Here is a 19,271-nt window from a genome sequence, read left to right as displayed (position 1 = left end):
CTAAAATAGCCCAAACCCCCCGGAGTTCCCCGCCTTGAGCGACCAAGCCCCCAGCAACAACATCCTGTGGCTGCAGGACCTGCGCCTTTCCGACCTGGCCCAGGTGGGCGGCAAGAACTCCTCGCTAGGCGAGATGATCGGCGAACTCTCGGGCCTCGGCGTTTCGGTCCCGGGCGGTTTCGCCACCACGGCCGATGCCTTCAAGGACTTCGTGGCGCACAACACGCTGCACCAGCGCATCTACGACCGCCTGGCCAGCCTGGACGTCGAGGACGTCCCTGCCCTCACCGCCGCCGGTGCCGAGATCCGCGGCTGGGTCATCGATGCCCCGCTGCAGCCGGCGCTGGAACGCGACATCCGCGACGCCTACGCGAAGCTGTGCGCCGAGAGCGGCGGGCCGGCTTCAGGTGGGAATGACGTTGCGGTCGCGGTGCGCTCCTCGGCCACCGCCGAGGACCTGCCCGACGCCTCGTTCGCCGGCCAGCAGGAAACCTTCCTCAACGTCACCGGCGCCGACGACGTCGTGCGCAAGGTCAAGGAAGTCTTCGCGAGCCTGTACAACGACCGCGCCATCGCCTACCGCGTGCACCACGGCTTCAAGCACGAGGACGTGTTCCTGTCGGCGGGCATCCAGCTGATGGTGCGTTCCGACGTCGGCGCGTCCGGCGTGCTGTTCACCCTGGACACCGAGTCGGGCTTCCGCGACGTAGTGTTCATCACCGCCAGCTACGGCCTGGGCGAAATGGTCGTCCAGGGCGCGGTCAACCCCGACGAGTTCTACGTCTACAAGCCCACCCTGCGCGACGGGCGCAAGGCCATCCTGCGCCGCTCGCTGGGCGCCAAGCAGCTGCGCATGGTCTATTCGGACCAGCCCGGCGAGCGCGTGCGCACCGAGGAAACCCCGGCGGACCTGCGTTCGCAGTTCTCCATTTCCGATGCCGACGTGCAGGAACTGGCCAAGCAGGCGCTGGTGATCGAGCAGCACTACGGCCGGCCCATGGACATCGAATGGGGCAAGGACGGCAACAGCGGCAAGCTGTACATCCTGCAGGCGCGCCCGGAGACGGTGAAGTCGCGCGGCCACGCCACCCAGATCGAGCGCTACAACCTCTCGCAGCGCGGCGAGGTCGTGGCCGAAGGCCGCGCCATCGGCCAGAAGATCGGCAGCGGCGTCGCCCGCGTGGTGCGTTCGCTGGACGACATGAACCGCGTGCAGCCCGGCGACGTGCTCGTCGCCGACATGACCGACCCGGACTGGGAACCGGTGATGAAGCGCGCCTCGGCCATCGTCACCAACCGCGGCGGGCGCACCTGCCATGCCGCGATCATCGCCCGCGAACTGGGCGTTCCTGCAGTCGTCGGCACCGGCGACGCGCTGGACCGCATCGCCGACGGCAAGGAAGTGACGGTGAGCTGCGCCGAGGGCGACACCGGCTACATCTATGCCGGCACCCTGCCCTTCGAGCGCACCACCACGGACCTCGGCAACATGCCGCCGGCGCCGCTGAAGATCATGATGAACGTGGCCAACCCGGACCGTGCCTTCGACTTCGGCATGCTGCCCAACGCCGGCATCGGCCTGGCCCGCCTGGAAATGATCATCGCCAGCCACATCGGCGTGCATCCCAAGGCGCTGCTCGAGTACGACCGCCAGGACGCGGCCACGAAGCAGAAGATCGACGCACGCATCGCCGGCTACGCCGGCCCGGTCGAGTTCTACGTCGACCGCCTGGCCGAGGGCATCGCCACGATCACCGCGTCGGTGGCGCCCAAGCCGGTGATCGTGCGCCTGTCGGACTTCAAGTCCAACGAATACGCCAACCTGGTCGGCGGCAGCCGCTACGAACCGCACGAGGAAAACCCGATGATCGGCTTCCGCGGCGCCAGCCGCTACGTCGATCCGTCGTTCAAGGACGCCTTCGCGCTGGAGTGCCAGGCGGTCAAGCGCGTGCGCGAGGAGATGGGCCTGGACAACCTGTGGGTGATGATCCCGTTCGTGCGCACGCTCGACGAGGGCCGCAAGGTCATCGAGGTGCTGCGCGAGAACGGCCTCGTGCAGGGCGACGGCGGCCTCAAGATCATCATGATGTGCGAGATCCCCTCCAACGCCCTGCTGGCCGAGGAGTTCCTGGAGATCTTCGACGGATTCTCCATCGGTTCCAACGACATGACCCAGCTCACCCTGGGCCTGGACCGCGATTCGGCGATCGTCGCCGGCCTGTTCGACGAGCGCGACCCGGCGGTGAAGAAGATGCTGTCGATGGCGATCTCGACCGCGCGGCGCATGGGCAAGTACGTCGGCATCTGCGGCCAGGGCCCCAGCGACCACCCTGACCTTGCCCTGTGGCTGATGGAACAGGGCATCGAGTCCGTCTCCCTCAACCCCGACACCGTCGTCGACACCTGGCTCGCCCTCGCCAAGGCCAAGGCCGGCGGCTAAACGCAGGACGCGGATCAACGCGGATTTGAAAGGCGGATTTACGCGGATACAGCGGGAGTGGTTTCTCGTGGATGCAGCGCTCCGCATGAACCCACTACTGCTGTATCCGCGTTGATCGCTTTCCCGATCCGCGTTGATCCGCGTCAAAAAGAACCTTCAGAGACCCGCGAGTTCGCCCATGTGGGCGCGGTAGTGGCGGAGTTCGTCGATGGAGTCGCGGACGTCGCTCAGGGCGGTGTGCGCGGCTTCCTTGTGCACGGCGGCCAGGACCTGCGGGGCCCAGCGGCGGGCCAGTTCCTTGAGCGTGCTCACGTCCAGGTTGCGGTAGTGGAAATGGCGCTCCAGCGCCGGCATCTGCCGGTGCAGGAAACGCCGGTCCTGGCAGATCGAATTGCCGCACATCGGCGAGCAGTTCGCCGGCACCCACTTCTGCACGAAGGCCAGCGTGCGCGCCTCGGCCTCGGCCATGCCCACGCCCTCTTCCAGCACCCTGCGCCACAGGCCGGATTTGCCGTGCTGGCGGCGGTTCCAGTCGTCCATGGCCTCGAGGGTGGCCAGCGGATGCGCGATCGCCAGCTCCGGTCCCTCGGCCAGCACGTTGAGCTGGGAGTCGGTGACGATGGTGGCGATCTCGAGGATCGAATCGCGGTTGGTGTCGAGCCCGGTCATTTCCAGGTCGATCCAGATCAGGCGGCCTTCGCTTCCATTCATGCCCTCATGATACCGGCGGCTTGCCCCGCTTGCGCCTGAAATAGTTGCTCAGCCGCGTCCCCGCCTCCGCCGCCATAACCCCGCCGACCACCTCCACGCGGTGGTTGTGGCGCGGATCGCCCAGCAGGTCGAACACGCTGCCCGCAGCCCCGGTCTTGGGGTCGGCGGCGGCGTAGACCACCCTTGCAAGGCGGGCATGGACCATGGCCATGGCGCACATGGCGCAGGGTTCCAGGGTCACGAAGAGGGTGCAGCCGACCAGGCGGTGGTTGCCCAGCGCCCTGCCTGCCTGGCGCATGGCGACGATCTCGGCATGCGCGGTCGGATCGTGCTCGGTGATGTTGCGGTTCCAGCCCTCGCCGAGGACCTCGCCACCAGGGTCGACGACAACCGCACCCACCGGGATCTCGTCGTCCTCCCGCTCGGCCCGCTCCGCCAGCCCCAGCGCCCGCTGCATCCACGCTTCGTCTGCGACGTTCATTGCGGAAGCATCTCTGCCACGGATGAACACGGATGCACACGGATAAAACCCTTGAGTTTTTGCATCTGCCTTATCCGTGTCTATCCGTGTTCATCCGTGGCGAGAAGGCTCTACTCCCACTCGATCGTAGCGGGGGGTTTGCCGCTTATGTCATAGACTACGCGAGAAATGCCTCGTAACTCGTTGATTATCCTGTTTGATACCTTACCGAGGAATTCGTACGGCAGGTGCGCCCAGTGGGCGGTCATGAAGTCGATCGTCTCGACGGCGCGCAGCGCCACGACCCATTCGTAGGCGCGGGCGTCGCCGACCACGCCGACCGACTTCGCCGGCAGGAACACCGCGAACGCCTGGCTGACCTTGTCGTAGAGGTCGGCCGCACGCAGCTCCTCGATGAAGATGTGGTCGGCGCGGGCCAGCAGTTCGGCGTATTCGCGTTTCACCTCGCCCAGGATGCGCACGCCCAGGCCGGGACCCGGGAACGGATGCCGGTAGACCATGGCGTGCGGCAGGCCGAGCTCCACGCCCAGGCGTCGGACCTCGTCCTTGAACAGCTCGCGCAGCGGTTCGACCAGGCCGAGCTTCATGTGCTCCGGCAGCCCGCCGACGTTGTGGTGGCTCTTGATGACGTGGGCCTTGCCGGTCTTGCTGCCGGCCGACTCGATCACGTCCGGGTAGATCGTGCCCTGCGCCAGCCACTTCGCGTTGGCGAGCTTGCCGGCTTCCTCGTCGAAGATCTCGACGAACAGGTTGCCGATGATCTTGCGCTTGGCTTCGGGGTCGGAGACGCCTTCGAGTGCCTTGAAGTAGCGGTCGGCGGCATCGACGCGGACGACCTTGACGCCCATATGCTCGGCGAACATCGCCATCACCTGGTCGCCTTCCTGCCAGCGCAGCAGGCCGGTGTCGACGAACACGCAGGTGAGCTGGTCGCCGATCGCCTTGTGCAGCAGCGCCGCCACCACGGAGGAATCGACGCCGCCGGACAGGCCGAGGATGACCTGGTCGCTGCCGACCTGCTCGCGCACGCGCGCGACCTGGTCCTCGATGATGTGCTCGGGCGTCCACAGCGTGTCGCAGCCGCAGATGTCGACCACGAAACGACGCAACAGCGCCTGGCCGGAACGGGTGTGGGTGACCTCGGGATGGAACTGCACGCCGTACCAGCGCTTGTCCTCGTTGGCCATGGCGGCCACGGGGATGCGGTCGGTGCGCGCGGTGACGGTGAAGCCCGGCGGCGCCTCGGAGACGTGGTCGCCGTGGCTCATCCACACGTCCAGCTTCGGCGGCGAGCCCGGATGGTCCTTGAGCCCTTCGAACAGCGAATCCGGCGCGACCAGCTCGACCGTGGCGTGCCCGAATTCGCGCTGGTCGGCTGCCTCGGTGCGACCACCGAGCTGCACGGCCATGGTCTGCAGGCCGTAGCAGATGCCCAGCAACGGCAGGCCCGAGTCGAATACCTGCTGCGGCGCACTCGGCGCACCCGGCAGCGTGGTCGATTCCGGGCCGCCCGACAGGATGATGCCCTTGGCGCCGAAGGCCGCGATTTCCGCCGGGTCGTGGTCCCAGGCCCAGATTTCGCAGTACACGCCCAGTTCGCGGATCCGGCGCGCGATCAGCTGCGTGTACTGCGCGCCGAAGTCGAGGACGAGGATCCTGTCGCTATGGATGTCGGTCATTCAGCCTGCCCGGTAGTTCGGCGGTTCTTTGGTGATCTGGACGTCGTGGACGTGGCTCTCGCGCGTGCCCGCGGCGGTCACCTTCACGAACGTCGGCTTCTTGCGCATTTCCTCGATGGTCGCGCAGCCGACGTAGCCCATGGTCGCGCGCAGGCCGCCGGCGAGCTGGTGGACCACGCCGCCGAGCGGGCCGCGGTACGGCACGCGGCCCTCGATGCCTTCGGGCACCAGTTTGTCGGCGTCCGAGGCGTCCTGGAAGTAGCGGTCCTTGGAGCCCTTCTCCATGGCGCCGAGCGAGCCCATGCCGCGGTAGTTCTTGTAGCTGCGGCCCTGGAACAGTTCGGTTTCGCCCGGCGATTCCTCGGTGCCGGCGAACAGGCCGCCGACCATCACCGTGGAAGCGCCGGCGACGATCGCCTTGCCGATGTCGCCCGAATAGCGCACGCCCCCGTCGGCGATCAGCGGGATCCGGTCCTGCAGGGCTTCGGCGACCATGGAGATCGCGGTGACCTGCGGCACGCCCACCCCGGCCACGATGCGGGTGGTGCAGATCGAACCGGGGCCGATGCCGACCTTGACCGCGTCGGCGCCCGCGTCCATCAGCGCCAGCGCGGCGTCGCCGGTGACGATGTTGCCGCCGACCACCTGCACCTGCGGGAAGCGCTTCTTGACCCAGGCCACGCGGTCGATCACGCCCTGCGAGTGGCCGTGCGCGGTGTCGACGATGAGCAGGTCCACGCCCGCGGCGGCCAGTGCCTCGATGCGTTGTTCGGTGTCGCCGCCGACGCCGACCGCGGCGCCGACCAGCAGGCGCTCGTGCGCGTCGTAGGCCGCGTTCGGGTTGTCCTGCTTTTTCTGGAAATCCTTGACCGTGATCAGGCCGCGCAGTTCGAAACCGTCGTTGACCACCAGCACCTTCTCGATGCGGTGCTTGTGCAGCAGGCCGAGCACTTCGTCGTCGGTGGCGCCCTCCTTCACCGTGACCAGCCGATCGCGCTTGGTCATGATGTGGCGCACCGGATCGTCGAGCTTCTTCTCGAAGCGCATGTCGCGGCCGGTGACGATGCCCACCAGGTGGCCGTCGCCGTCGACGACGGGAACGCCGGAGATGTTGCGCGCGCGGGTGAGCTTGAGCACTTCGCCGATGGTGGTCTCGGGCCCGACGGTGAAGGGTTCCTTGATCACGCCGGCTTCGAAGGTCTTGACCCTCGCGACCTCGGATGCCTGGCGCTCGACGCTCATGCTCTTGTGGATGATGCCGATGCCGCCGAGCTGGGCCATGGCGATGGCCAAGCGGGATTCGGTGACGGTGTCCATGGCGGCCGACAGCAGCGGCAGGTTGAGGCGCAGGTCGCGGGAGACGCGGGTGGCGAGCGAGACGTCCTTGGGCAGGACCGTCGAGTGCGCGGGGACGAGGGAAACGTCGTCGTAGGTCAGCGCTTCAGCCTGGATGCGGAGCATGGCCGATTCCGGAGGAGGTGAAGCGCGTCATTGTAACGCGTCGGCGGCCTCGGCTGCTTCCAGCGTGTTCTGCATCAGGGTGGCCACGGTCATCGGCCCCACGCCGCCGGGCACCGGGGTGATCCAGCTGGCCCGCCGGGCCGCGGCCTCGAAGCCCACGTCGCCCACCAGGCGGCCGTCGTCCAGGCGGTTGATGCCCACGTCGATCACCACCGAGCCGGGCTTGACCCACTCCCCGGGGATCAGCCCGGGCTTGCCCGCGGCCACCACCAGGATGTCGGCGCCGCGCACCGCGGCCTCCAGCACCGCCGGCGGGGTGAACTTGTGGCAGCTGGTGGTGGTGCAGCCGGCGATCAGCAGCTCCAGCGCCATCGGCCGGCCGACATGGTTGCTGACCCCGACGATGGTGGCGCTCTGCCCGCGCACGGGGCGGTCGGTATAGGCCAGCAGCGTGGTGATGCCGCGCGGCGTGCACGGGCGCAGGCCGAACTGGCGCAGGGCCAGATGGCCGACGTTCTCCGGATGGAAGCCGTCGACGTCCTTGCGCGGATCGATGCGATGGATCAGGCGGCTGGCGTCGTCGATGCCCGGCAGGGGCAGCTGCACCAGGATGCCGTGGATCGCCGGATCGGCGTTGAGGCGGTCGATCAAGGCCAGCAGTTCGGCCTCGCTGGTCCCGGCCGGCAGGTCGAAGTCGTGCGCCTCGATGCCGACCTTGGCTGCGGCCCGGCGCTTGTTGCGCACGTAGACCGCCGACGCCGGATCCTGCCCCACCAGCACCACGGCCAGCCCCGGGCGCGGCTTGCCGGCGGCGATCCGCGCCTGGACCTGGGCCGCCAGCCCGTCGAGCAGGTCCTCGGCGATGCGCTTGCCATCGAGGATCCTGGCGCTGGCGGTGGGCTGGGTCATGCGGTGGGCAGGTCGCTGCGTTACAGTCGGAATACGGGATTATCGCCGATAACCCCGGGCGACCGGACACGGTCTTCCAGCCAAGGGGGAACAGGCATGGCGATCCAGGGTCAATGCGGCAAGTGCGGCCATCGCGTGCTGCACGTCAACGTCGAGGAAATCGTCGGCGTCGTGGATGGCGACAGCAAGGCGCGCATCCTCACCTTCAATTGCATCCACTGCCACGCCGTGCTCGGCGTGCAACTGGATCCGCGTACCAAGCGGCGCCCCAAGGGCAAGCACGAGGCATCAGCCTCCGGCTAGCGCTTCCAGCTCGGCCTGCGGCCGCAACCTCAGCAGCGCCGCCCAGTCCTGGCGGTTGAAACTGCACGTCTCCTGCTGGCCGGGGCTGCAGGTCGCGGTCGAGCCGCGCGGCAACGACCACAGCAGGCCCTTGCGATTGAGCGGCAGGATGCGCAGCGTCGCGCCCTGCAGCACGTTGCCACCGACGAGATACAGGTCCTGGCCGCCGCGCGCATGCCCCACGACGATGTCGCAGTGCATCGGCAGGCCGTCGCCGCTGCCGGCCTCCAGGAACGCAAGGAGGCCCGCATGCCCGCGTGGCGCTCCGTTGCCGCGGACGAAACACAGCAGGTCGCCGGCTGCGGGCGCGTGGCGCTCCGGATCGGCGAGCACGTAGGCGTTGCCACCACCCCGCCAGGCGCTGCGGACGAAATCGAGGTGGCTGGTCGAGGGGCGGAAACCGGGCAGCCGCGCGCGCACCATCACCCAGGACACGAACGCGGCGGACCACGGCCGGTCGGCGAGAAACGCGCGGCACGATGGCGATGGATAGGCTTCCGGGGTGGCCCGCGCGCATTCGCCGGCGCCTGGATACGAGGCCATTTCCGGCATCAGTCCAGAACCGCGCCAGTACTCGGCGACGCGCGTCCACGCGGGCGTGCTGCCGTCGGCCAGCGCTGCGGTCTCGACCTCGGAGACCGTCATGCTCGCCAGGCGGCCGTCGGCATCGATGAACGGGGAATACCAGAGTGCGTTCTCGGCGCAGGCCGCCGCGGCGATGCCGGCGGCGAAACTGCCTTCACCGGCACGCGCGTCCGCGCCGCAGGCAGGTTCTGCCCGGGCACAGCCGGCCAGGGCGATCGTCAGCAAGGCCAGCAACCATCGATGTCGGATGTCGCTGCCCATGCATTGCCTACCCGGCGGGACGACTCAACCCGAACAGAACTTCACGTAGTCAATGTATCCGGGGAAAGGTCGACCCGGCGTGCACACGGCACAGCCGGGATCCGGGGCGAGACGGGTTTCGCGGAAGCGCATCGCCAATGCGTCGAAATGCAGCAGCCGGCCGGACAGCGGCGTGCCGATGTCCAGCAGCAGCTTGATCGCTTCGGTTGCCTGCAGCATGCCCACCACGCCTGGCAACACGCCCAGCACCCCTGCCTCGCTGCAGTTGGGCGCATCGGCGGCGGCCGGAGGTTCCGGGAACAGGCAGCGATAGCAAGGCAGGCTGCCGCGCGCGCGTCCGGCGTCGAACACCGAGACCTGGCCTTCGAAGCGGTGCACGGCGCCGTACACCAGCGGCTTGCCGAGCTTCACGCAGGCATCGTTGAGCAGGTAGCGCACCGGGAAGTTGTCGGCGCCGTCCAGGACCAGGTCGATGCCGTCGAGCAGGCGCTCGATGTTGGCGCTGGTGACGCGCTCGCGCACCGTCTCCATCCGGATGCGCGGGTTCAGCGCCGCCAGTCTCGCGGAGGCCGAGTCGACCTTGGCCATGCCGATGGCCGCGTCCGTGTGCAGGATCTGGCGCTGCAGGTTGCTGCGTTCGACCACGTCGTCGTCGGCGATGCGCAGGTGGCCGACGCCCGCGGCCGCCAGGTAGTACGCGGCGGGCGATCCGAGTCCGCCGGCGCCGATGATCAGCACGTGCGAGGCAGCCAGTCGCTGCTGCCCTTGCAGCCCGACTTCGGGCAGGCGCAGGTGGCGCGAATAGCGTTCCTCGAAATCGGGGTCGAGCTGCGGACGCAGCATCGGCAAGCCTGCGGCCGCCCAAGCCGTGGTTCCGCCGCGCACCGATGCTAGGTTGCGGTAGCCGCGTGCGTGCAACGCCTGGGCAGCAAGGAGCGAACGGCGTCCGGACTGGCAGATCAGCAGCACTTCGGCGTCCGGATCGGGCACTACGGCGGCCGGCGCGGCTTCGAGCTGTTCGCGGACCACGCCCAGCGCACCCTGTGCCATGCCCAGCGCACGTTCGTGGTCGCCGCGCACGTCGACCAGCACCGCGCCTGCCTGCAGGCGCCGCAAGGCCTCTTCTGGCGCGATCTCGCGGATGCCGTCGACGTTTGCCATGACCGGCATTATCCGGGAATCGGCAACACCTCGACGATGTCGCCGGGTTCGAAGTTGCGTTCGCCTTCAGGCAGCACCAGCAGCGCGTCGGCGCGCGCCGCGGCGGCGAGCCGGTGCGAGCCGTCCGCGGGATTGGGTTCGACCAGCAGGATGCCGTCCGCGCCGGGCAGCAGGCGCCCGCGCAGGAACTCCCGGCGCGCATTGCGCTTGGCGAACGCCGTGGCCATCCGCGCCTGCCAGCGCGGACGCGGTTCCGCCCTGCCCTGCAGCCCGTCTACCAGCGCGCGCCCTAAGGTGAGCCAGGTGGCCAGCACCGATACCGGGTTGCCCGGCAGCCCCAGCATCCGGGCTTCGCCGATCTGCGCGAACAGCAACGGCATGCCGGGCTTCATCCGCACTTTCCAGAAATGCACGTGGCCGTCTTCGCGCACGATGCCCGGAAGGTGGTCCTTCTCGCCGGCCGACACCGCGCCGCAGGTCACCACCACGTCGAAACTGGAGGCGGCATCGCGCAGCATCGAAGCCATGCGCCCGCGATCGTCGGGCAAGGTCGGCCAGGCCACCGGTTCGATCCCGTCCGCGCGCAACAGGCCCATCAGCAGTTCGCGGTTGGAGTTGTAGATCTGTCCCGGCTGCAGCGGGATGCCGGGCTCGACCAACTCGTCGCCGGTGGTGAACACAGCCACCGTCGGCCGGCGTGCGACCTCGAGGGTGTCGATGCCGAGCGCGGCGGCAAGGGCGACGCGCGATGGCGTCAGCGTCCATCCGGCCTGCAGCACCTGGTCGCCGGCACGCACGTCCTCGCCGGCGCGGCGCACGTGCAATCCGGCGCGCGACGCGCCGGATGGAACGATGACGTGGCCGCCCTCGACGCGCACGTTCTCGCGGATCGCGATCGCGTCCGCGCCTGCCGGCATCGGCGCGCCGGTGGTGATGCGCACGCATTCGCCCGCATGTACCGCGAGGGCCAGCGAGGGCCCGGCGAACTGCTCGCCGGCCAGGCGCAGGACGGTATCGCCTTCGGCCGCCAGGTCTGCACTGCGCAGCGCGAAGCCGTCCATCGCACTGTTGTCGAACGGTGGCAAGGCGATGGGCGCCGCCACGCCGCGGGCCAGCACGTGGCCATGCGCGCGCGACAGGCTGCGCGCCTCCACCGGCAACCGGTGCGCGGCGGCGACGTCGGCGACGATGGCCAGCGCTTCGTCGAAGGCGATCATGGAACAAGCACTCCCGCGGCCTGCAGGTCGGCCGGCGTGTTGAGGTTGCCGTAGCGCACGCCTTCGAAACGGACTTCGTGCATGCCCAGCCGCGCCTGCAACGCGTGGATCGCGAGCGCCCCTTCCGCCAGCGCGGCCACGGCCGCGCCGCGCAACCGTTTCACCAGCCACAGCGCAACCAGCGGCTGTGGGCCGTCGTCGTCGCGGGCCATGCTGCCATGGTCGCCCGCCGCGGCGTACAGGCTCGGCAGCAGGCGCTCGTTGACCCCGACCAGGTCCACCGGCAGCGTCAGCAACCATTGCGTGGTGCACGCGCGGGCCAGTGCGTCCAGCCCCGCCAGCGGGCCGGCTTCGGTCACGCGGTCGGCGACCACGGCGATGCCGAGCGCCGCATACGGCGCCTCGTCGCCATTGCTGCTGGCGAGCATCGCATCGACTTCGCCGGCAAAGCGTCGTTGCCAGCGTTGCACCTGTGGCAGGCCGTCGCGCGACAGCCAGGCCTTGTCGATGCCACCCAGGCGCGTGGCGCGCCCGCCGGCGAGCAGGCCGAGGGTCACCCCGCCCGGCACGTCCATCGTCACTTGCTCCGCTTGGCGCGCCGGATCAGCCGTTGCTTCTTCGCGACCTGGCGATCGGTCAGGACGTTCTTCTTGTCCTTGTACGGGTTGTCGCCTTCCTTGAACACGAAGCGCACCGGCGTGCCGACGAGCTTGAAACGCTTGCGGAAGTAGTTTTCCAGGTAGCGGCGATAGCTCTCGGCCAGCGTGCGCAGGCGGTTGCCGTGGACGACGAAGGTCGGCGGATTCTCGCCGCCCGGATGGGCGAAGCGCAGCTTGGCGGCGTGGCCGCGCACCACCGGCGGCGGGTGCGACTCGATCGCCGTTTCCAGCGCGCGCGTGACCTCGGCGGTGCTGAACTGGCGCGTGGCCGACGCATGCGCGCGATGCACGGCCTTGAACAGTTCGCGCAGGCCGGAGCCGTGCAGCGCGGAAATGCGCACCGCCTCGGCCCAATCGACGAAGGACAGCTTGCGCACCAGCAGCGATTCGGTCTGCTTGCGCTGGTAGTCGCTCTGCCCGTCCCACTTGTTGACCGCGATCACCAGCGCGCGGCCGGCATCGAGCACGGCGCCGAGCACGGCGGCGTCCTGTTCGGTCACGCCCTCGCCCGCGTCGAGCATGATCACTGCGACCTGGCACTGCTCGATCGCCTGCAGGGTCTTGACGATGGAGAACTTCTCGACCGCTTCGTCGACCTTCGACTTGCGCCGGATGCCGGCGGTGTCCACCAGTCGGTACTTGCGGCCGTCGCGTTCCAGGTCTACGGCGATCGAGTCGCGCGTGGTGCCTGGCACGTCGGAGGCGATCATCCGTTCCTCGCCGAGGATGCGGTTGACCAGGGTCGACTTGCCGACGTTGGGGCGGCCGACGAAGGCAATGCGGATCCGCTCCGGGTCGTTGTCGAGCACCTGCGCGTCGCCGTCCTCCGGCAGCGCGGCTAGGATCGAGGCGAGCAGCGTGTCCAGGCCCTGGCGGTGCGCCGAGGACACGGCGAAGACGTCCTTGAAGCCGTAGCGCGCGAATTCGTTGCGCGCCTGCTGCACGTCGATGCCGTCGACCTTGTTCACGACCAGGTAGACCGGCGTGGACACCTTGCGCAGCCAGGCGAGGATTTCGTCGTCCAGCGCCGAGGCGCCTTCGCGGCCGTCGACCACGAACAGCACCAGGTCGGCCTCCTCGGCCGCGGCGCGCGACTGGCGCGCGGTGGCGCCGGCCAGGCCCTGCTCGTCGCCAGCGATGCCGCCGGTGTCGACCAGGACGAAGGGACGCGATTCGTCCAGGCGGCACACGCCGTAGTTGCGGTCGCGGGTCACGCCGGGCGCGTCGTGCACCAGCGCGTCGCGCGTGCGCGTCAACGCGTTGAACAGGGTCGACTTGCCGACATTGGGCCGGCCGACGAGGGCGACGAGAGGCAACATGTAGGTTGTGCGGGCCGGCGGACCGGCCCTCCGGTCAGGGCGAAAGGCGCCAGGCGCTCATGGTGCCATCGCTGGCCTGGGCGACGAGGACGCCGTCGGCGACCACGGGCGCAGCGCGGAAGGCCTCGTCGGCGGCTTCGACGCGCGCCGCCAGGGCGCCATCGGAAAGTTGCAGCCAGTGCAGGTAACCCTGGTAGTCGCCGACCACGGCGTAGTCGCCCTGGATCGCGACGCCGGCGAGGCGACGGTATGCAAGTGCTGGTTGCTGCCAGAGGCCGCTGCCGTCGAACTTGCCCAGGCCCCAGACGGTGCCCTGCGGATCGGCGACGACGACGCGGTCGGCGGACACGCCGGTCCTGCCGGGACCGCCGGAGTCGTTCACCCAGATCGGCCGACCGGTGGTGCCGTCGATGGCCATGGTCTTTTTCTTGTAGCTGGTGGCGAACAGCACGACCTCGTCGAGCGAGGGCATGCCGTCGACGTCGGCCATGCGATCGAGCTCGGTGCGGCCCTCGCCCAGTGCGATCGCCTGCTCCCAGAGCAGCCGCCCCGTGGAGAGCGTGACCGCCGACAGGCTGCCGTCGTCGCTGGCGATGAACGCCAGGCCCGGGCCCAGCAGCGGCGAGGCGTTGCCGCGCACGGTCAGCGTCGGGGTCTCGCGCTCCCAGAACCAGCGGCGCTCGCCGCTTGCGGAGTCGAAGGCGGTGACGCGGCCGTCGATGGAACGCACCAGCACGTATCCCTGCCCCACCGTGGGCGCGGCGAGGATCTCGGTGCCGACTTTTGCCGTCCACTTCTGCGCGCCGTTGGCGGCTTCGAGGGCGACGACATCGCCCTCCAGGCTGCCCACGACCACGATGCCATCGCCCACGCCGGGACCGCTGGACAGGCGCAGCTCGGACTCGACCCGCCACGCGGGCTTGCCGCTTTGCAGGTCCCACGCGCCCACGCCGCCTTCCAGGTCGGCAGCGTAGACCCGGCCGTCGGCGATGGCCGGCGCCTGGCGCGAGCCGAGGCGGCCTTCGCCCTTGCCGACGTTGACCGACCACATCCGCTGCGGCTTGGCCGTGGGCGTGAAGTCGACGAGTTCGGACGGTTCGGCGATGTTCTTGCTCTTGTCGGTGAACCAGCCCTTGACCGTGCTGCATCCGCCCAGCGCGACCACGCAGGCAAGCACCAGGAGGAATTTCGGCGCCGCATGGGCGCGGGTGCGTGCGGGTGCCATCAGCTGCCGGCCTCCGTCGCCGCCACGTCGCCGCCGACGTCGGAGAGCTTGAGCTCGACCATGTTCCGCTGCGGCGAGCCGACCTCGATCAGCGCCAGCGCACGGGTGTAGGCCTCGCGCGCCTGCTCGTCCTGCTCGAGCGCTGCGTAGGCGTCGCCGCGGACCTGGAGCGTGCCGGCATCTTCGTTGAGGCCAGCCAGGGCAGCCAGCGCTTCCTTCGGCTTGCCGGTGTCGATCAGCAGCCGGGCCAGGCGCTGCACGGCCACTTCGGCCAGCGCGGGATCGTCGGCCTTGATTGCGCGCAGCGTCGCGATAGCTTCGTCGCGCTGGCCCGCTTCGACCTGGCTCCGGGCCAGGGAGAGCGCGCCGAGCGTGGCGTAGGCGCCCTCGGGCAGCGCCTCGAGGTGGGCCTTGGCCTTGTCCGTCGCGCCCTGCTCGAGCGCGCTCGTGGCCGCAAGGAAGTCGGCGCCGGCCTGCATCTGCTTGCCGCTGCGCTGCTGCTGCCACCACTGCCAGCCCCAGATCAGGGCCAGGCCGAGGACGATGCCGCCGAGGATGCCGGCGCCGTTGGCGCGCAGCCAGGAGCGGACGCGTTCGCCCTGTTCGTGTTCGTCGAGAAGGTCGTCGATTGCCATGCAACTGCCGTGTGGGGAAGGAGGGACCCCGCGACGGCAGTGACGTCAGTCCACGGCAGGCGCGAGGGATCCGTCAGAGGATACCGTAAAGCGTGCGACGTTCGCGCGCAGGAACGGGGCGATATCGGCCTTGCGGCCCTGCTGGCGGACCTCCACGGCGGAGGCGTTGCCCAGGACCATGCCGCCCACTTCGCCGGCGTCGTAGTTGCGGCGGTCGCCGGCATGCAGCAGCGCCTGCTCGAGGATCCTGCCGTCGGCGTCCATCACCTCGACCCAGCTGTCGCCGCTGAAGCGCAGCGACAGCGCCGGGGCGCGCGCCGGGATCGGTGCCAGCGACGCCACCAGCGGATGCGGATCGGTCGCCGGTTCGGCCGGCGCCGGGGAGCGCGTGGCGTCGGTGGCCGGCGCATCCAGCGGCGCGCCTTCGTGGGCCACGACGTCCAGGTGCGGCCGGGTCGCCAGCCACACCGGGATGGCGATGGCGACGGTCATGACGATGTAGACGAAACGGCGCGCGGCCTGCTCGGCAAAGCGCTGCCAGGGCGCCACGTAGGTACGCGGGGTCAGCGTCGGCGGACGCACCGGCTCGACGCCTGCGGCCTCCACCACCGGTTCGATGGTCAGGCCCAGCAGCTTCGAATAGCTGCGCAGCTGGCCACGGACGAACACCGGTGCGCCCAGCCGCGACCAGTCCTCGGTTTCGAGGGACTGCACCACCCGCAGCGGCATCTTCAGCCGCGCCGCCACATCGGCCTGGCTCAGGCCTGCCGCCCGTCGCGCCTTGCGCAGCTGCTCGCCGGCGCCGTGCTTTCCGCCGGTCTCGATATCGTTCGCATTCATTGCTGACCCACACCCCCCCGGGGAGTCTGCGACTGAGGAAATTCGTTCCTCATTCTCTGAACATAGTGCGCGGACGCAGCCATGTCGCCCAGTTTCTGCTCGATTTGTGACGCCAGTAGCAAGACTTCCGGCGTCGCCGCGGCAGCTGCCAGCCGGCGCTCGGAAAAGGCGCGCGCCTGCATGTAGTCGCCGATGTCGTAGGAGTACCTGGCCATCCCCGCCAGGGCCACCGGATTGTCCTTGTCCAGTTTCAGGGCCAGGCGCAGGTAGCGCTCGGCCAGCTTGCCCTCGCCGGCCATCAGCCGGCAGCGTCCGGCATTGGCCAGGGCCACTTCCGGGGTGCGGTAGGCGCGGTCGCCCAGGGCCTTGTCGAACATCGGCAGGGACTCGGCGACGCGGCCGTTGCCGCACAGCCAGGCGCCGTAGTTGTTGAGCGTGGCGCCGCGCCCGGGCGCCAGCTTCACGGCCTCTTCGTAGTGCTTGCCGGCGGCCTTCGCGTCGCCCCGGCGCTCGGCGACCAGGGCCAGCACGGTGTGCGCCTCGGACGACTCGCGATCGTTGTCCAGCGCCTTTTTCGCTTCGGCCTCGGCCTGGCCCAGGCGGCCGGCCTGCAGCGCTTCGGTAGCGGCGGCAGCCAGCGACAGCGCCAGCGTCCGGCGTTGCTCGTCCTTGCCCTCGCGCACCTTGTAGTCCGGCGCGACCTGGATGTAGTCGCCACGGTTCGGGTCGGCCTTGACGAAGGTCAGGCGGGAACAGCCGGCGAGCGGCCCGGCAAGCAGGGCCGCCAGCACCAGGCCGGCGACCAGGTGGCGCATGGCGTTCGCCTCAGGCCGCCGCATCCCTGGGTGCCCCCTCGCCGGATTCGAGCCGGCCTGCCTCGAGCGATCGCCGGAACTCCGCCTGCCGCCGCGTGCGGTCCATGACCTGGCCCTTGAGCTGGCCGCAGGCCGCGTCGATGTCGTCGCCGCGCGTGCGCCGCACGGGCGCGATCATGCCGGCGTTGTTGAGCTGCTTCTGGAAGGCGCGGATCGCGTCTTCGTCCGGGCGCTCGACGCGGGTGCCCGGGAACGGATTGCACGGGCTGAGGTTGACCTTGGCCGCATCCTTCATCTGCACGCGGCGGTCGAAGTCGCGCATCAACGCCACCAGCCCGCGCGCATGCTCGGGCTGGTCGTTGATGCCCTTCATCAGGGTGTACTCGAACGTCACCGAGGTGCCGCGCTTGCGCAGCGCGTAGCGCACGCAGGCGTCCATCAGTTCGGCGATCGGATACTTCTTGTTCAGCGGCACGAGCTGGTTGCGCAGCTCGTCGAACGGGGCGTGCAGCGACACGGCCAGCGAGACGTCGCTGACCTCGCCGAGTCGGTCGATCATCGGCACCATGCCGGCGGTCGACAGCGTCACGCGTTTGTTGGCCAGGCCGTAGCCGAGGTCGTCGCGCATGATCGACATCGCGCGCACGACATTGTCGAAATTGGCCAGCGGCTCGCCCATGCCCATCATCACCACGTTGGTGAGGCGGCGCCCGCCTTCACCAGAACGACCGTGCGGTACGTTGCCCAGGTGGCGGCCGGCGACCCAGACCTGGCCGATGATCTCGGCCGTCGACAGGTTGCGGTTGAAGCCCTGGGTGGCAGTGGAGCAGAACGTGCAGTTGAGCGCGCAGCCCACCTGCGAGGACACGCACAGCGTGCCGCGTCCCTTGTCCGGGATGTACACCGTTTCGATGGCGTTCTTCGGATCCATGCCGAGCAGCCACTTGTGGGTGCCGTCGGTGGAGGCCTTGTCGAACATGACCAGCGGCGCATGCACCACCGCCCGCTCCTCGAGCCTGGCGCGCAGCGCCTTGCCAAGGTCGGTCATTTCCTCGAACGAGGTCGCGTGGCGGTGATGGATCCACTTCATCACCTGGTGGGCGCGGAACTTCTTCTCGCCCAGCTCCTCTTCGAAGAACCGCTCGAGCGACGCACGGTCGAAGTCGAAGACATTGGTCAGGCCAGTTGTCTTCGACTGCGTTGCCATGGCGTCGCCCGCGCGTTCCATCATCGGCTCAGCGTGCGTAGACGTCGGTGGCCGGGAAGAAATACGCGATCTCGATCGCGGCGTTCTCCTGCGAGTCCGAACCGTGCACGGCGTTGGCGTCGATCGAATCGGCGAAATCGGCGCGGATGGTGCCGGCCGCCGCTTCCTTCGGATTGGTGGCGCCCATCAGTTCGCGGTTCTTCAGCACCGCGCCCTCGCCTTCCAGCACCTGGATCATCACCGGGCCGGAAATCATGAACTCGACCAGCGCGGCGAAGAACGGACGCTCGCGATGCACGGCATAGAAGCCTTCGGCTTCCTGCTTCGAGAGGTGCTTCATCTTCGCGGCAACGACCTTCAGGCCGGCCTTTTCGAAACGCGAATAGATTTCGCCGATGACGTTCTTTGCAACGGCATCGGGCTTGACGATCGACAGGGTGCGCTCCAGCGCCATTTGGACACTCTCCGGAAAAGGCGGGTCGCGAAAACTCCCCGCCATCGGCAGGGTCCCGCGCCCGAGGATAACAGAAAAACCCGCGTAGGAACGCGGGTTTAGCCGACATGGCTGCGGTAATTCTACTGCATTGGCCGGCAACTTTGCATTCCCCCGCGCACGCGGTTTGACGTTGCCTGCGGCCAGGGCGTAGCATCAAACAATCGTTTGATTAGGGCCTTCGGCACCATGGCGACCACTGCCTTCTCCACCAAGGACCGCATCCTCGGCGCCGCCGAGGAACTGTTTGCCCAGTTCGGCTTCGCGGGGACCTCGCTGCGCCAGGTCACCAGCCGGGCCGACGTCAACATCGCGGCGGTCAACTACCACTTCGGCAGCAAGGAGAACCTGGTCAACGAGGTCTTCCGCCGGCGCATGGACGAGATGAGCGCCCGCCGCCTCGAGCGCCTGGCGAAGGCCGTGGAACAGCAGCCCGGCGAGCTGGAGCCGGTGCTGGCGGCTTTCGTCGAGCCCGCGCTGTCGCTGGCCCTGGACCGCCATGGCGGCGCCGCCTTCATCCGGGTGATCGCCCGGGCCTACGCCGAGAAGAACGACAGCCTGCGCAAGTTCCTGTCCGACCAGTACGGGCACGTGCCGCGCGAGTTCGCCAAAGCCATCGCCGGCTGCCTCCCGGACCTGCCCAAGGAGCAGCTGTACTGGCGCCTGGACTTCCTGTCCGGGGCGCTGACCTACGCAATGGCCGACTTCGGAATGATCAAGCGCCCTGCCGGCACCACGGAGGCCGCGCACCGCGAGCGCGCCGCCCGCGAACTGATCCGCTTTGCCGCGGCTGGCTTCACTTCCTGAAGCTGCAACTATTTAAATTCATAG

General features: G+C 69.0%; 19 protein-coding genes. 3 read left to right on the top strand and 16 right to left on the bottom strand.

Annotated elements, in window-relative coordinates; translation table 11 throughout:
• The first annotated feature begins 34 nt into the window (after positions 1–34).
• Positions 35–2,440, top strand: a complete 2,406-nt coding sequence (gene ppsA / locus QAA18_RS04280; protein ID WP_279411268.1) for a phosphoenolpyruvate synthase — start codon at positions 35–37, stop codon at positions 2,438–2,440.
• Between the two features lie 156 nt (positions 2,441–2,596).
• Here the strand turns inward: ppsA and orn are convergent, their stop codons facing one another.
• From orn to folD, 5 genes are all read right to left on the bottom strand, one after another.
• Positions 2,597–3,151 (bottom strand): oligoribonuclease, encoded by a 555-nt coding sequence (orn, locus tag QAA18_RS04275; protein WP_279411267.1) that lies wholly within the window; start codon positions 3,149–3,151, stop codon positions 2,597–2,599.
• 4 nt (positions 3,152–3,155) lie between these two features.
• Entirely contained in the window at positions 3,156–3,632 is a 477-nt protein-coding gene (gene tadA, locus QAA18_RS04270; RefSeq protein ID WP_279411264.1) for a tRNA adenosine(34) deaminase TadA, read from the bottom strand.
• Positions 3,633–3,742: 110 nt separating this feature from the next.
• On the bottom strand, positions 3,743–5,311 hold the full coding sequence (gene guaA, locus QAA18_RS04265; RefSeq protein WP_279411262.1) for a glutamine-hydrolyzing GMP synthase: 1,569 nt from the start codon (positions 5,309–5,311) through the stop codon (positions 3,743–3,745).
• On the bottom strand, positions 5,312–6,772 hold the full coding sequence (gene guaB / locus QAA18_RS04260; protein ID WP_279411259.1) for an IMP dehydrogenase: 1,461 nt from the start codon (positions 6,770–6,772) through the stop codon (positions 5,312–5,314).
• Positions 6,773–6,799: 27 nt separating this feature from the next.
• Positions 6,800–7,681 carry a bifunctional methylenetetrahydrofolate dehydrogenase/methenyltetrahydrofolate cyclohydrolase FolD gene (folD, locus tag QAA18_RS04255; protein WP_279411256.1) on the bottom strand — a complete coding sequence of 294 codons (882 nt, stop codon included), beginning with the start codon at positions 7,679–7,681 and terminating at the stop codon, positions 6,800–6,802.
• A gap of 96 nt (positions 7,682–7,777) precedes the next feature.
• On the opposite strand from folD, the gene QAA18_RS04250 reads away from it, so the two are divergent.
• Complete coding sequence (locus QAA18_RS04250; protein WP_279411254.1) at positions 7,778–7,984, top strand: hypothetical protein; 207 nt, start codon at positions 7,778–7,780, stop codon at positions 7,982–7,984.
• On the opposite strand, the gene QAA18_RS04245 is transcribed toward QAA18_RS04250, so the two are convergent.
• The 11 genes from QAA18_RS04245 to ndk are packed head-to-tail and all read right to left on the bottom strand — an operon-like array spanning position 7,970 to position 18,401.
• Entirely contained in the window at positions 7,970–8,869 is a 900-nt protein-coding gene (locus QAA18_RS04245) for a DUF2272 domain-containing protein (RefSeq protein ID WP_279411253.1), read from the bottom strand. The genes QAA18_RS04250 and QAA18_RS04245 overlap by 15 nt on opposite strands.
• 24 nt (positions 8,870–8,893) lie before the next feature.
• Positions 8,894–10,030: a molybdopterin-synthase adenylyltransferase MoeB gene (gene moeB / locus QAA18_RS04240; RefSeq protein WP_279411251.1), complete on the bottom strand. Its 1,137-nt coding sequence runs from the start codon at positions 10,028–10,030 to the stop codon at positions 8,894–8,896.
• 8 nt (positions 10,031–10,038) lie between these two features.
• Entirely contained in the window at positions 10,039–11,247 is a 1,209-nt protein-coding gene (gene glp, locus QAA18_RS04235) for a gephyrin-like molybdotransferase Glp (protein WP_279411249.1), read from the bottom strand.
• On the bottom strand, positions 11,244–11,822 hold the full coding sequence (locus QAA18_RS04230) for a molybdenum cofactor guanylyltransferase (protein WP_279411247.1): 579 nt from the start codon (positions 11,820–11,822) through the stop codon (positions 11,244–11,246). The genes glp and QAA18_RS04230 overlap by 4 nt, the downstream gene beginning before the upstream one ends.
• Before the next feature lie 2 nt (positions 11,823–11,824).
• A complete protein-coding gene (gene der / locus QAA18_RS04225; protein ID WP_279411246.1) occupies positions 11,825–13,225 on the bottom strand; it encodes a ribosome biogenesis GTPase Der in 1,401 nt (466 codons plus the stop codon).
• 34 nt (positions 13,226–13,259) lie between these two features.
• Positions 13,260–14,450, bottom strand: a complete 1,191-nt coding sequence (bamB, locus tag QAA18_RS04220; RefSeq protein WP_279411244.1) for an outer membrane protein assembly factor BamB — start codon at positions 14,448–14,450, stop codon at positions 13,260–13,262.
• Positions 14,450–15,085, bottom strand: coding sequence for a tetratricopeptide repeat protein (locus tag QAA18_RS04215; protein WP_279411243.1), 636 nt, complete (start codon positions 15,083–15,085; stop codon positions 14,450–14,452). Before QAA18_RS04215 ends, bamB begins: the two co-directional genes overlap by 1 nt.
• 45 nt (positions 15,086–15,130) lie before the next feature.
• Positions 15,131–15,925 (bottom strand): helix-turn-helix domain-containing protein, encoded by a 795-nt coding sequence (locus tag QAA18_RS04210; protein ID WP_279411241.1) that lies wholly within the window; start codon positions 15,923–15,925, stop codon positions 15,131–15,133.
• Positions 15,922–16,740 (bottom strand): type IV pilus biogenesis/stability protein PilW, encoded by an 819-nt coding sequence (pilW, locus tag QAA18_RS04205; RefSeq protein ID WP_279411239.1) that lies wholly within the window; start codon positions 16,738–16,740, stop codon positions 15,922–15,924. The genes QAA18_RS04210 and pilW overlap by 4 nt, the downstream gene beginning before the upstream one ends.
• Before the next feature lie 10 nt (positions 16,741–16,750).
• Positions 16,751–17,971, bottom strand: a complete 1,221-nt coding sequence (gene rlmN / locus QAA18_RS04200; protein WP_279411237.1) for a 23S rRNA (adenine(2503)-C(2))-methyltransferase RlmN — start codon at positions 17,969–17,971, stop codon at positions 16,751–16,753.
• Between the two features lie 4 nt (positions 17,972–17,975).
• A complete protein-coding gene (ndk, locus tag QAA18_RS04195; RefSeq protein ID WP_279411236.1) occupies positions 17,976–18,401 on the bottom strand; it encodes a nucleoside-diphosphate kinase in 426 nt (141 codons plus the stop codon).
• Between the two features lie 228 nt (positions 18,402–18,629).
• Here ndk and QAA18_RS04190 point away from each other — a divergent pair, with 228 nt between their 5' ends.
• Positions 18,630–19,247 carry a TetR/AcrR family transcriptional regulator gene (locus QAA18_RS04190; protein ID WP_279411235.1) on the top strand — a complete coding sequence of 206 codons (618 nt, stop codon included), beginning with the start codon at positions 18,630–18,632 and terminating at the stop codon, positions 19,245–19,247.
• Positions 19,248–19,271: the final 24 nt, after the last annotated feature.

This window comes from Luteimonas sp. 8-5 (genome assembly GCF_029763755.1).
Classification (GTDB): Bacteria; Pseudomonadota; Gammaproteobacteria; order Xanthomonadales; family Xanthomonadaceae; genus Cognatiluteimonas.
Note: the sequence above shows the minus strand (reverse complement) of the source record. Positions and strands in the feature narration are given on the sequence as shown.